The 14,457-nt window shown below is 36.8% G+C and carries 11 protein-coding genes; 9 read left to right on the top strand and 2 right to left on the bottom strand.

All coding sequences use genetic code 11. The annotated features are described in order from the left end of the window. The first annotated feature begins 115 nt into the window (after nt 1–115). Together truA and Q0X66_RS08620 are read left to right on the top strand one after the other, a co-directional pair. Nucleotides 116–868, top strand: a complete 753-nt coding sequence (truA, locus tag Q0X66_RS08625) for a tRNA pseudouridine(38-40) synthase TruA (RefSeq protein ID WP_297705373.1) — start codon at nt 116–118, stop codon at nt 866–868. Beyond that, nucleotides 861–2,627: an ABC transporter ATP-binding protein gene (locus Q0X66_RS08620; RefSeq protein WP_297705371.1), complete on the top strand. Its 1,767-nt coding sequence runs from the start codon at nt 861–863 to the stop codon at nt 2,625–2,627. Before truA ends, Q0X66_RS08620 begins: the two co-directional genes overlap by 8 nt. A 157-nt stretch (nt 2,628–2,784) precedes the next feature. Here the strand turns inward: Q0X66_RS08620 and Q0X66_RS08615 are convergent, their stop codons facing one another. Together Q0X66_RS08615 and folP are read right to left on the bottom strand one after the other, a co-directional pair. Further along, a complete protein-coding gene (locus Q0X66_RS08615) occupies nt 2,785–3,570 on the bottom strand; it encodes a diadenylate cyclase (protein ID WP_297705368.1) in 786 nt (261 codons plus the stop codon). 45 nt (nt 3,571–3,615) lie between these two features. Then, nucleotides 3,616–4,398 carry a dihydropteroate synthase gene (folP, locus tag Q0X66_RS08610; protein ID WP_297705366.1) on the bottom strand — a complete coding sequence of 261 codons (783 nt, stop codon included), beginning with the start codon at nt 4,396–4,398 and terminating at the stop codon, nt 3,616–3,618. 96 nt (nt 4,399–4,494) lie between these two features. On the opposite strand from folP, the gene Q0X66_RS08605 reads away from it, so the two are divergent. The 7 genes from Q0X66_RS08605 (at nt 4,495) to Q0X66_RS08575 (ending at nt 14,287) form a co-directional block, all read left to right on the top strand. Continuing rightward, complete coding sequence (locus Q0X66_RS08605; protein WP_297705364.1) at nt 4,495–5,040, top strand: DUF1599 domain-containing protein; 546 nt, start codon at nt 4,495–4,497, stop codon at nt 5,038–5,040. Between the two features lie 16 nt (nt 5,041–5,056). Further along, a complete protein-coding gene (locus Q0X66_RS08600) occupies nt 5,057–6,154 on the top strand; it encodes a BT_3928 family protein (protein ID WP_297705362.1) in 1,098 nt (365 codons plus the stop codon). Nucleotides 6,155–6,239: 85 nt separating this feature from the next. Further along, nucleotides 6,240–6,989 carry a triose-phosphate isomerase gene (gene tpiA / locus Q0X66_RS08595; protein WP_297705360.1) on the top strand — a complete coding sequence of 250 codons (750 nt, stop codon included), beginning with the start codon at nt 6,240–6,242 and terminating at the stop codon, nt 6,987–6,989. Between the two features lie 6 nt (nt 6,990–6,995). Beyond that, nucleotides 6,996–7,829 carry a 50S ribosomal protein L11 methyltransferase gene (prmA, locus tag Q0X66_RS08590; protein WP_297705358.1) on the top strand — a complete coding sequence of 278 codons (834 nt, stop codon included), beginning with the start codon at nt 6,996–6,998 and terminating at the stop codon, nt 7,827–7,829. A gap of 21 nt (nt 7,830–7,850) precedes the next feature. Beyond that, complete coding sequence (locus tag Q0X66_RS08585) at nt 7,851–8,126, top strand: ATP-dependent Clp protease adaptor ClpS (protein WP_297705356.1); 276 nt, start codon at nt 7,851–7,853, stop codon at nt 8,124–8,126. 83 nt (nt 8,127–8,209) lie between these two features. Then, nucleotides 8,210–11,011, top strand: a complete 2,802-nt coding sequence (locus tag Q0X66_RS08580) for a triple tyrosine motif-containing protein (protein ID WP_297705354.1) — start codon at nt 8,210–8,212, stop codon at nt 11,009–11,011. Between the two features lie 237 nt (nt 11,012–11,248). After that, nucleotides 11,249–14,287, top strand: a complete 3,039-nt coding sequence (locus Q0X66_RS08575) for a TonB-dependent receptor (RefSeq protein ID WP_297705351.1) — start codon at nt 11,249–11,251, stop codon at nt 14,285–14,287. Nucleotides 14,288–14,457: the final 170 nt, after the last annotated feature.

Below are 14,457 nucleotides of genomic sequence, written 5' to 3'. Positions count from 1 at the left end.
AATAGGTCCGTTGCAGCTGTACAAAAATAGTATTCAGATTTATACAAACCAGAAGGTCTTTATTTCTAACGGCTAACTTCGTTATCTTTGCCTTTCACAAAAATAGAATAATAGCTTGAGATATTTTGTCGCTTTTTCATACTTCGGACAGGCCTACCACGGATGGCAGCGACAGCCAAACGCTTCTACTGTCCAACAGTTAATGGAAGAATCATTAAGTACACTACTAAAATCGCCTATAAGCCTTGTTGGTGCTGGCAGAACAGATGCCGGAGTCCATGCAAAAAAGATGTATGCGCATTTTGATTTTCATGAAATCAATAGTTTAACAGACCTTACTTATAGGTTAAATGGCTTTTTGCCGGAGGATATTGCTATCCAAAAGATTAATGTGGTCCCGGAGGATGCACATGCTCGTTTTGATGCCGTGGAACGCACCTATGAATATTGGATAGCGCTTGAAAAGAACCCATTTTATAAGGATACTGCACATTTTATAAAACACAGATTGGATATTCCTGCAATGAATAAAGCAGCCGGCATTTTGTTGGAACATCATGACTTTGAATGCTTTTCTAAATCAAATACGGATGTTAAAACTAATCTGTGCAAAATTAAATCTGCGACCTGGAGTTTAATTGGAGACAAGCTTGTTTTTACAATTACAGCAGACCGTTTTCTGAGGAATATGGTGCGCGCTATAGTGGGAACCTTACTGGATGTCGGTCTTGGAAAAAGTTCTTCTGAAGATGTTAAGACTATTATAAAAAGTAAGGATAGAAGTGCTGCCGGTGCTTCCGTCCCGGCAAAAGGCTTATATTTGACCAAAGTTTTATACCCTTCAACCATTCTGGAATTTAATGGATAAAGACACCGGAAAAGCATTTGATTTTAGACTCTTCAAACGAGTTTTAGCTTATACTAAACCCTATAAACTTACATTTTATGGAGTGGCCCTGGCTGCCATTTTTATTTCGGGTTTTGCAGTTTTAACTCCACTTATAGTCGGCGAAATAATTGATGGTGCCGTAAGACAAGGTGATTCTCAAAGACTTTTATTTCTTATCCTCGCAATGGCAGGAGTACTTTTGGGGCAGGTGATCAGCCAGTTGTGTTTTAGTTATTATGCCAATTGGTTGGGAGAATCGGTAATCAGAGATATCCGGATCAACCTTTTCAAAAAAATGATAGGGTTTAAAATGAAGTATTTCGATGATTCTTCAATCGGTTTGCTCGTTACCCGCACTGTATCTGATTTGCAGCGTATAGGCGAGATTTTTAGTCAGGGATTTTTTGTTATCGTATCCGATCTTCTTAAAATGATCGTTGTGGGCGTAGTCATGTTGATAATTAATTGGAAATTGGCACTTATCGTGATGGCGGTTCTACCTGTAATTTTATATGCTACCCGAATATTCCAACGGGCAATGAAGAAAGCTTTTATAGATGTAAGGGCTGAAGTTTCCAACCTGAATTCCTTTGTTCAGGAACGTATAACAGGAATGAAGATCGTGCAGCTGTTTACAAGAGAAAAAATAGAAAGTGAAAAGTTTCGGGAAATAAATAAAAAGCATATGAATGCCTGGCTTAAAACGGTTTGGTACAATTCTTTCTTCTTCCCTATAGCCGATATCGTTTCATCTATCACTATTGGATTAATAGTTTGGTACGGAGGTCTGCAGAATGTAACTAATATTGAAGTGGACGAATACGGGACAATTTTTGCCTTTATTCTGTTGTCAGGCATGTTGTTTCAGCCACTCAGACAGATAGCTGATAAATTTAATACGCTTCAAATGGGGATGGTGGCAGCAAACAGGGTTTTTAAAATTTTGGATACAGATAGTCATATTGAGGATATTGGGACTGTGGAAAAAGATCACGTACTCGGAAATATAAAATTTTCAGGTGTTCGTTTCGGCTACCTTAAAGATGAGGAAATATTGCATGGGATCTCCTTTGATGTAAAAGTTGGCCAGACCGTGGCAATAGTGGGAGCAACGGGCGCTGGGAAATCAACTATTATAAATCTTTTAAATCGTTTTTATGAGATTAATTCAGGTGAAATCCTGGTAGATGGGATCAATATTACCAACTACAAATTGGCTTCCCTGCGCAGGAACATAGCAGTTGTATTGCAGGATGTCTTTCTTTTTGCAGATACCATAGCCAACAATATTTCCCTCAGGGATAAAACGATTTCTTTGGAGAGTATTGAGAAAGCTGCAAAACAAATAGGTGTTCATGAGTTTATCACGAGTTTACCCGGTGGATACCAATACAATGTAAAAGAAAGAGGAGCCATGCTTTCCAGCGGTCAACGGCAGCTAATTGCGTTTTTACGGGCCTATGTGAGTAATCCCAGCATATTGGTTCTGGATGAAGCTACTTCCTCCGTGGACACCTATTCTGAGCAACTGATCCAAAAAGCTACCGAAAAAATCACTACAGGCAGGACTTCTATAATTATTGCTCATCGCCTTGCCACCGTAAAAAAGGCCGATAAAATTCTAGTCATGGATGCCGGTAAAATTCTTGAGAGTGGCACACACAAGGAGTTACTCAAAAAAGGAGGCTATTACAATAAGCTCTATGAGGCCCAGTTTATGGCTGAGGAAGCAGCTTAGGTAATTAAATCCTCTTAATTCCTGACTGGTTTAAGATCTTCCAAAGTGATTGTTCCTGTTACAAAAAGTATAACATAGAAAGCCATAATTAAGCCAAAATACCCAATTAAGGCTAAAATCTTTTTTTAGAATGGAAGGCAATTTTTGCACTCCATGTTTAGAGTAAATCTAATTTAATCCTGTTAGCCAATTCAGATAAGTCCTTATACGCTACAAATTCGCCATTGTTTATATAAGAGATCAATCCGGTTTCTTCACTAAGAACAAGGGCAAGCGCGTCTGTACGCTCCGTAATTCCAACAGCCGCCCGGTGTCTCAAACCAAAACGCAAAGGAATATTACGCTCATTGGATAAAGGTAATATGACTCTGGTAGCCGTAATATTATTATTCTCTATAATGGCTGCCCCATCATGTAATGGACTATTCTTATAAAAGATACTTTCCAGGATAGGTTGATTAACTTCCACATTCATAGGATCTCCGGAAGATTTTACAAAATCAAGAGAATTACTTCGCTTTATAACCAAAATGGCACCCGTCCTGCTTTTACTCATTTTGTCGCAAGCTCTGAGAATTGCATCAACATCCAGATTAGAAGCAATACCTTCCTGTCTTAAAAATTTAAATCGTTTTACAAAATTCCGTTTGTTGGACAAGTTGGTGGAACCAATCATAAGAAGGAATTTTCGTATTTCCTGTTGAAAAACAACAATTAAAGCAATTAAACCAACCGACATAAAACCACCAACCATACTACTGATCATTTTCATATCCAGTAATTGGGTTAATTTCCAAAACCCCCATACAATAACAATTCCAATAAAAATATTAATAGCTACAGTACCTCGTACCAGTTTGTAGATGTAATAAAGCAGTATGGCGACAAGGAGGATGTCTATGATGTCCGTGATTTTAAAATCCAGAAAGTTAAAAAAGTCCAATCCTTGTCGTTTTTGTAAAATTAGAAAAAATAGATGAACAAAAAATTAATCTTCAATTTGGTTTACCGCTTGTATTAATTCAATGCATTCCACTGCTTCTTTAACGTCGTGCACCCTTAAAATATTGGCGCCTTTGGATAATGCAAAGGAGTTTAGGGCAGTGGTTCCATTCAGCGCCTGACTTGGATTAATACCTAAGGTCTTATAGATCATGGACTTTCTGCTTAGACCAACAAGAATTGGTAGTCCAAAAGTTTTAAAGAGATTCAGATGATGTAACAAAGAAAAACTTTGTGAAGGAGTCTTGGCAAACCCAAAACCAGGATCAAGGATTATGTCATTAATACCAAATGATTTGGCAAGAGCAACTTTTTCCGAAAAATAATAGAGGACATCTTCTAACAGCTTACTGTAATTAGTTTGTTTTGACATGTTCTGCGGATTTCCTTTCATGTGCATCATTATATATGGCACTTTAAAGTCCGATATGGTTTGCATCATGTTAGGATCCATATTTCCGGCAGATATATCATTGATCATTGCTGCACCATTTTCAAGACAGCGCCGGGCAACCCCACTTCTGAAGGTATCTATAGACAAATAGATATCGGGAAAATTACTAATTAACAGATCTACAACGGGCAAAATCCTTTTCAATTCTTCTTTTTCCGAAACATCAGTCGCACCCGGCCTTGAACTATAGGCACCCAGGTCCACAAAAGTAGCTCCTTCGTCTAGTAATTTTTCTGCTTGTTTCAAAATAGAGGCTTCATCCTTATATTTTCCTCCATCATAAAAAGAGTCAGGAGTAATATTTAAAACCCCCATAGCTTTAGGCTTTTTTAAATCAATCAATGTGCCTTTGTCCGAACTTTGATGTTTCCATTATTTTGAGCGAAATTTACGCAAATTAGAACAATTTACATGCAGCAAACCTCGGAACAATACGATGGCATCATAACTATTTGTAGGGACTTATTTTCAAAAAAAATGAAAGATTACGGAAGTGCCTGGCGAATTTTAAGACTCCCTTCCTTAACAGATCAAATTTATATTAAGGCCCAGCGCATCAGAAGTTTACAGGAAAACGAGGTCCGTAAAGTAGACGAAGGTGAAAAATCTGAATTTATTGGGATTATCAATTATGCTATTATGGCGCTCATACAGCTGGAAAAAGGTATTGCCCAGGAACCCGATCTGCCCCCGGCAGAAGCCATTAGCTTATACGACAAGCATGTTAGTATTACAAAATCGTTAATGGAAAATAAGAATCATGACTATGGGGAAGCCTGGAGAGATATGCGGGTAAGTTCATTAACAGATCTGATAATTCAAAAATTATTGAGGGTTAAGCAAATAGAGGATAACAAAGGAGAAACTTTGGTAAGCGAGGGCATTGATGCAAATTATCAGGATATCATAAATTATTCGGTTTTTGCCCTGATTCATATGAATGAATCCACCCAATAAATATTCAATAAACAGTATGAAACATTTAGTTGGCTTTTCTAGGGTATTTGTTGGAATACTATTTATTATCAGTGGTTTTATAAAGCTTAATGATCCTGTAGGCTTTTCGTTCAAATTGGAAGAATACTTTAGTCAGGGAGTTCTCGATTTGCCATTTTTAATGCCGTATGCTCTTGCGATATCAATCTTTGTAGTCATTTTTGAAGTGGTTTTGGGGGTATTCCTCTTGATAGGCTATCGTAAGAATTTTACCATATGGAGCCTGTTACTTATGATCCTGTTTTTTACTTTTCTTACCTTCTATTCAGCTTATTTTAATAAAGTAACAGATTGCGGATGTTTTGGAGACGCCATTAAATTAACGCCTTGGGAATCCTTTACAAAAGATGTAATCCTTCTGGTACTAATCTTAATTTTATACTTTGGCAGGCGATATATTAAACCACTTTTTAACCAGAGGGTTAGGCAAATTATTGCTTTGGGATCTGTAGTTATTTGTATTATATATGGAAACTATGTACTTAATCATTTACCTGTTATTGACTTCAGGCCTTACAAGATTGGGGCCAATATAAAAGACGGGATGGAATATCCCGAAGATGCGCCGAAACCCATTTATGAATATTCTTGGAAATTTAATAGTAAGGGAGAAGAAAAAATAATCGTAACCAATGGGGAATACCCTGATGTAGATGGTGAATTTATTGGTGTGGAGACTAAAGAAATACAGAAGGGATATGAACCTCCTATCCATGATTTTACTATTGAGCAAGCAGGGGAGGATTTTACTGACGTGTTAATGCAGGAAGCTAAACTACTTATTGTGGTTGCTTATGACATGGCCAAAAGTGAGTATGATGCCTATGAAGGAATCAGGAAGGTTGCAGATAAAGCGCTCGAGAAAGGTTATAAAGTTATAGGAATGTCGGCCTCCAATGAAGAATGGACCAACAAGGTTATTGAAGAATACCAATTGCCCTTTGAATTTTATTTTACCGATGAAACTACCTTAAAGACAATTGTTAGGTCTAATCCAGGGGTATTAACCCTAGAAAGCGGGACAATTACTCAAAAGGTACACTATAACGATATTGAAGATTTGGAGATTGAATAAATCTGTGGCAGACTTAATTTAATGCTTTCTGTTCAACCAAATAACTGACGAACAACATTAATTGCAAACATAAAAAATCTAAAACATGAGAAGTAAAATAGTTGCCGGAAACTGGAAGATGAACAAGAACTTAAGTGAAACCCAGGTTTTATTGGAAGAATTATCTGAAAAACTACCTAGTACGGAAGCAGAAGTTATAGTGGCGCCCACTTTTGTTAATCTCGCAGATACCGCACGTATGCTTAAATCTTCCAAAATAAAAGTCGCTGCCCAGAATATGCATTTTGCAGAGAGTGGCGCATATACCGGAGAAATATCGGCAGATATGCTACTAAATATCAATGTGGAACTTGTAATTATTGGTCATTCAGAACGCAGGGCTTACTTTGGAGAAACAGATGAATTTCTGTCTAAGAAAGTGAAGGCTGCATTGGCAAATAACATGCGGGTGATATTTTGCTTTGGAGAAGAATTGGAAGAGCGAAAGGCTGGCAATCATTTCAAGGTGGTGGAATCCCAGCTAAAAAACGGTCTTTTTGATTTACCTGCTGAGGCGTGGCAACATCTGGTTCTCGCATATGAACCAGTTTGGGCCATTGGCACGGGCGAAACTGCCTCTCCGGAACAGGCTCAGGAAATGCATGCCTTTATCAGGAAAACCATAACAGAGGCTTATGATGCTTCAATCGCTGATGAAGTATCTATTTTATATGGAGGTAGTGTAAAACCTTCGAATGCCCGGGAGATTTTCTCAAAACCCGATGTGGATGGAGGATTAATAGGTGGAGCTGCCTTAGTAGCGGATGACTTTATTGACATTATTAGGGCCAGCTGAACTTTTATGCAAGAACTCTTTCTGGAATATCGATTTTCGATAAATCCCTTACAACCTGCTGTGGACATTTTAATAGCCGAGCTGGCCGCACTGGGTTTTGACAGTTTTTTGGAAACAAAGGATGGTTTGTTGGCTTATGTCAAAAAGGAGTTATGGAACCCTATGGACTTACGAAACGTCCACATTCTTGCCAATGAAGATTTTAGTATTGATTATGAAATATCTGAAATAGAACAGCTAAACTGGAATGAACAATGGGAAAAGAATTTTGAACCCATAAATGTAGATAATCAATGTGTTGTAAGAGCCCATTTTCATGACAAACCGGATGTCGACTTTGATATAGTTATAACTCCTAAAATGAGTTTTGGCACCGGACATCATGAAACTACGCATATGATGCTTCAATTGATTTTGGCACTGGATTTCAAAGATAAGTCTGTATTGGATATGGGCTGCGGAACCGGTGTTCTGGCTATTTTGGCTGCTATGAAAGGAGCCCGGTCTGTAGATGCCATAGATATAGATAACTGGAGTTTTCTGAATGCAACGGAAAATGTGTCTGCTAATAAATGTGAACAGATTAAGGTGTTTGAAGGTGATGCGAATTTATTGACAGATCAAAATTACGATATCATCTTAGCGAATATAAATCGCAATATTTTGCTTTCAGATATTACCGTTTATAAAAAGCACCTGAAAAAGGAAGGAGTATTGCTTTTAAGTGGATTTTACAAAGAAGATATTGGCCTTATTTCAAAGGAATGTTTGGCCCACGGACTTTCATTTCAAGAAAATCTGGAAAAAAATAACTGGGTTGCGTCAAAATATGTATTTTAGTTAATACAAAAAGCTAACTCTATGAGTACTAAGGAAAAAGTCTCCGAAGAACTACTTCTGGATGAGGAGACGCTGAAACAAAATGAAATAGTATTGTTCAATGATGAAGTAAATACCTTTGAACATGTTATTCACACCTTAATTAATGTTTGTGAACATACTGCAGAACAGGCAGAACAATGTTCATTAATAGTTCATTACAAAGGCAAATGCACGGTCAAAACCGGGGCATATAAGGAATTAGAACCCCGTTGCAGTAAATTATTGCAGGCAGGCTTGAGTGCCGAGATTGTTTGATTGTTCATGTTCCGAGAGATTAATAAGTGATATGTTATTCTTTTCTTACCTTTAAAAGAATAGTTCCTCTTTATACGCCTGGTTTGAGAATAGTCTTTATTCTTCTTTTATTATTTTGCAATTTCTTGGCTTATGCCCAGGAAGTACCTCCTATTCAAAATTATGCTCCTGTTGATTACGGGGCAGGAACACAAAACTGGGCCATTTCCCAGTCCGGCGAAAAGTTTATTTATGTAGCCAATAATGCAGGCCTGCTTGAATTTAATGGAGCTCAATGGAAATTGTATCCTTCTCCAAATGGTACTTATATAAGATCTGTTAATGTAGTTGGTGATTTAATTTACACCGGATGCTACATGGAGTTTGGGTATTGGAAGAGAAATGAATATGGAATTTTGGATTATTATTCCCTGATTAATCAGCTTGAGGAAGATTTAGTTGAAGATGAACAATTCTGGAATATCCTGGAATTTGAAAAATGGCTGTTGTTTCAGTCATTAGATCGCATTTATATTTATGATACAACCGATAAAACTTTTGATATCCTGGAAGCCAAAAGTGTCAGGGCAGAAATTTTTAATGTTGATAATACCATCTATTTTCAAAAAGTAAATGAGGGTATTTTTAAAATAGAAAATGGCAAATCGGTCTTGGTTTCCAATGATGAGGTAATTAAGGACAATATTGTTATTGGCGTATTTTCTAAAAATAACCGCTTATTAATACTTACAGAACGTAGTGAGTTTTATTTCCTTACTCCGGAAGGTCTTGAAATATGGAATATAGAAGCAATCAAGGAATTATCCTCAGTTAATGTTTATAGCAGTTTACGCCTGGAGGACGGTGGTTTTATTTTGGGCACAATTTCAAAGGGTATTTATCATCTGGATACCAATGGGCGAATAATTAGAAAAATTAACCAGATTAAAGGATTAAATAATAATACAGTGCTTTCAATATTTGAGGATGTTGAAAACAATCTTTGGCTGGGACTGGATAACGGGATAAGCATCATAAATTTAAATTCTCCATTTAATGAATATATTGATAAAATAGGAAGATTAGGTGCCGTTTATGCCTCAATTATTTTTGATAATATTCTTTACCTGGGAACAAATCAAGGTTTATTTTACAAAAGACTGAATGAGGAAGGAGATTTTGAGTTTGTTAAAAAAACTAAAGGCCAGGTCTGGTGCTTGAGATCTATTGACAATACATTATTCTGTGGGCATAATGCAGGAACTTTTGTTGTTGAGGATAACTTGGCAAAACAAATATCAGAATTTCCAGGGACCTGGGATTTAAAGGCCTTTTCCGATAATCCTAATCTAATCCTGCAAGGTAATTACTCCGGTTTGAGTGTTATTGAGAAATTAAATGATGAATGGCGATTTAGAAACAAAATAGAAGGATTTGACATTTCCAGTCGTTTTATAGAACTAATAGAGGAGAATCAAATTTTAGTGAATCATGAAAACAAAGGAATTTTTAATATTTCTGTTGATCAGGATTTTAAACAAGTACTGAATATTGAAGAAGAAACATCAAAAGGTATTGGTTCCAGCCTGATTTCCTATAATAACAATCCCTTGTACACTACTAATAAAGGAGTTTTTAAATATGACCTGGACCAGAAGAAATTTACCTTAGATTCGTTATTAACTGGTAAATTATTTAATGAAGATGAAGGTATAATAGGAGTATTGAATGTAGATAATAATGCAAATAGGCTTTGGGGCTTCACAGAATCTAATATTGTACATGTATCTCCTGGTAGATTTAGTAATGAGCCACAAGCGTTTAGAATACCGGTTCCATCATATTTTAGGAGAATTCTGGCTGTGCCCGGATTTGAGTCCATTACGCCCTTGAGTAAACAACTATACTTAATAGGAATTTCCAATGGTTATATAACATTAGATTTAGAAAAATTGAAGTCCAAAGAATATATAATCAGTATTAATGGAATTTCGAAGGAATTTTATGATGCACCAGATGACAGAATCTCTTTTAATGGTGTAAGTGAACTTGATTTTAAAGACAATAGCCTGAATTTTACATTTGGGGTTGCCGAGTATGAAAAATACGCAGAGGTAAATTATCAGTACAGGTTGGATGGAGTTCATGACAATTGGAGTAGATGGTCTTCAATTCCGGAAATATCCTTTAAGAATTTGCCCTATGGAGAGTATAAATTTAATGTTAGAGCACGTGTAGGTAATACCTTAACAAAAAACACGGCAACTAATGAGTTTGTTATCCTTCGCCCCTGGTATGCGTCTTTTTGGGCAATTATCGCATATGTCTTAGTCGCTATATTACTCGCTGTGCTAACACATAAAATATATCGGGGATATTATAGAGATCAACAAAAAAGACTTTTAAGTGAGAACAAAAGGAAGCTTAAGCGGAAAAAATTAAAGACTGAAAAGGAAATTATTCAAATTAGAAATGAACAGCTACAAAATGAGATAGAAAGTAAGAATAGGGAACTTGCCATCTCCACCATGAGCATAATACGGAAAAATGAATTTCTAAATACCATTAAGGACCAGTTAAAAGATAGTGAATCTAATCTTCAGGTACGCAATGTAATCAATACTATAGACCGGAATATTAATAATACGGATGATTGGAAATTTTTCGAAGAAGCCTTCAATAATGCGGATAAAGGATTCTTAAAGAAAATCAAAAAACTACACCCCGAATTAACGCCGAATGACCTGCGTTTAAGTGCTTACCTAAGACTTAACCTTTCATCAAAGGAAATAGCTCCTCTGTTAAATATATCCGTCCGCAGTGTAGAGGTGAAAAGATATCGTCTGCGTAAAAAAATCAACCTATTACACGAAGAAGGCCTAACGGACTACATTTTAGGCTTATAACAAGTTATAACAATCATATTATTTACCACAACATTAACCATACAAAGCTTAAAATCATAAGGCTTTGTTAATTTATTTCGTTATCCATAAAATGTGAAACCCATAATATTTTATAGGTTTTTTTGACTATTTGACAAAATCCCTACAATTTATTTAGTATGTATGTTTTTTGTAGTGGTAAACTTTACTGATTTCCCCGAATAAACAAATATATTGCTACTTCAAAAATTACTACACATGAAGTACTTTGTTTTATTTCTTACGCTCCTCTGTTGCACGTCCGGACTATGGAGTCAGGATCTGACCATAAGCGGAATTGTTAAGGATGCAGCACTTGATCAGCCCCTACCAGGTGTTAATGTTATAGTTAAGAACGAAACAAGAGGCACGACTACAGATTTTGACGGAAATTTTATTATTGATGATATAAGTGTAGGAGATATCCTTGAATTCTCGTATCTGGGCTATATTACCCAAGAAATAACAATTCAAAATTCCAATCCGCTTACAATTGTAATGCAGGAAGATGTCAGTGCATTAGATGAGGTGATTGTAGTTGGTTATGGTACATCAACTAAAAAAGAAATTACCGGAGCCGTTTCTGTTGTAGGAGCAGAAAGTATTGAAGAATTGGCCCCAACCCGAATTGAGCAAGCCCTGCAGGGCCAGGTCGCCGGGGTACAGGTTACTGCGGAATCCGGATCACCGGGTAGTGGATCAAATATCCGTATAAGGGGTATTTCCACTAATGGGGATAACCGACCTCTGATTTTAGTTGACGGAAATGTTATAGAGGATTTAAGCGTAATTAGTCCAAGTGATATAGAAAGTATCAATATACTTAAGGATGCCACAGCCGGTATTTATGGGGTTAGGGCTGCAAATGGTGTAATTCTTATAACTACCAAAACAGGTAAACGTAATACGGAATTAAAATTTAATTATGATGCCTGGGGGGGATTTCAACAAACTTCCAGACAAATTCCGGTTTTGGATGCTACGGAATATGCTATTATCGTTAACGAAGCTTTTGCAGCTGGTGGCGGAAGCTCCCCTTATCCCGATGTTTCTTCTTTAGGTCGAGGCACGGACTGGCAAGATGAAGTATTCCAAACTGCACCTATAATTAATCAGAATATTACTGTAAGCGGAGGTGGTGAAAAAACAACATTTTCTGCTGCATCGTCTTATTTAACTCAGGATGGGATTGTAGGAGGTCCTAAGGCTAATTTTAGAAGATATACTACCAGAGTTAATTTAAATTCAGAAATCTTTAAGGATTTCAATGTGGTGGCCAACCTCCTATATACCGGTACGAATCGAAAAACACTTCCGGAAAACGCTTTAGGATCAGTACTGTTTAATGCACTTAACAATGCACCTACTTTTGCAGTAAAAGATAGAAATGGTGAATTTACCCTTGCTGAAGGCCTGGGTAATGAAGTAATTAATCCTCTGGCTCAGGTTGCAAATACCTTTAATCAAACTAATGTAGATAAGATAAGCGGAAAATTAGGAGTCAGCTATCTTTTCCTGAACGATTTTACTGCAGAAGCCAGCTTTCAGTTTAACTATGCAGAAGTCAAAGGAAAAAGCTTTAACCCAACTGTATTTTATGGATCGGGAAAAGTCTTTAATAATACGGGCAGGCCAACGCTTTTCGTAAATAAGGATATATTCAGGGACTATACCTTTGACGCCTATATAAACTATGATAAATCACTGGGTGAAGATCATAATATTAAAGGTACTCTGGGAACGTCTATATTTGAAACCAGCGGGGTATTCTCCGGAACTACACAAGGATTTTTTGAAACGGAGGATGTAGACTTTGCAAATGCCGAAATAGAAGATACTGTTGATCAAAGAAATGGATTGCAGGATAGTGGATTAAGTGGCAAGTTTAAGGATAGGCTATTATCTTACTTCCTTAGAGCCCAGTATAACTATAAAGGCAAATACTTGATTTCGGGGATAATCAGACGGGACGGATCTTCAAAGTTTGGACCCAATAATAAGTTTGGTTATTTTCCTTCAGGATCTGTAGGATGGATAGCTTCTGATGAAAACTTTTTAGAAGATAGTAATGTAATTAACTTCTTGAAATTAAGGGGAAGTTACGGTATTGTTGGGAATGACAGAATTCCAAGTAATGCCTTTAGATCGGTTTTATCCGGCGAAGCTACTTATGTTTTATCCAATCAACTTGTTTTTGGTAAAGCGGTTGGGGTACTTTCAAATCCGGAAATTCAATGGGAAGAACAAAAAACATTGGATGTTGGTGTAGATATAAGGTTAATTGACAATAGGATTGATATCACAGCAGATTACTTTAATAAACGAACAGACGGACTCTTACTACAACCTCCGGTTTCAGGAATATTGGGGGCTGCTGCTCCCGGGTCACAACCCCCTGTTGTAAATGCAGGTCTCGTTGAAAACAGTGGATTTGAATTTGCTATCGGATACAGTAACAACTCTTCTAATGACTTCACTTTTGGAATAAATTATAATGTTACTTTTTTAAATAACGAGGTAATTTCAGTGAATAATGGAGTCGGTTTTATTGCTGCGGGATCTTTTGGTGTAGGCCAGGAACCACCATCAAGAATGGAAGGAGGAAAACCAATTGGATATTACTATGGGCTACAAACCGATGGTATTTTTCAGAATCAGGCAGAAGTTGATGCTCATGCCACTCAGGTTGATGCCGCTCCCGGAGACTTAAGATTTGTGGATATAAATGGAGATGGCGAGATAGATTCAGATGACAGAACAGATATTGGAAATCCAATACCCAATGCAACCATGGGACTAAATTTTTCTTCCAAATACAAGAACTTCGATTTTACAGCTTATGCATTTGCATCTCTAGGAAATGACATTGTAAGAAATTATGAACGAAATCAGCCATTGGTAAACAAATCGATATATACCTTGAATAGATGGACCGGAGAAGGATCTACAAATTCCTTTCCAAGAGTAACAACGGGCGCAACACTTAATACATTATTTTCAGATTTCTATGTGGAAGATGGCTCATTTGTAAGATTGCAAAATGTACAATTAGGGTATTCTCTACCTGCCGATGTAATTGAAAAAGCGGGGATAGATAAGCTTCGTTTTTATATTTCGGTAAACAACCTGTTTACCTTAACCAAGTACAAAGGATATGACCCAAGTGCCTCTTCCGGAGACCCAATAGGGGCCGGCATAGACCAGGGATTTTATCCAGTGCCCCGAACCTTTTTATTAGGACTAAATTTTAAATTTTAAAAGTAATAAAGATGAAAAATAAAATAACAAAATATTCATTGATCGCCTTTATTTCTGCTTTTATTACTTTCTCTTGTAGTGACAGTTTTGTTGACGTAGATTCATTTAATGAGGACTCTGAAAATTTCTTTAACTCGCAACAAGATTATGAAGATGCGCTTATTGGTGCT

This window comes from uncultured Eudoraea sp. (assembly GCF_947260015.1).
Lineage (GTDB): Bacteria > Bacteroidota > Bacteroidia > Flavobacteriales > Flavobacteriaceae > Eudoraea.
Note: the sequence above shows the minus strand (reverse complement) of the source record. Positions and strands in the feature narration are given on the sequence as shown.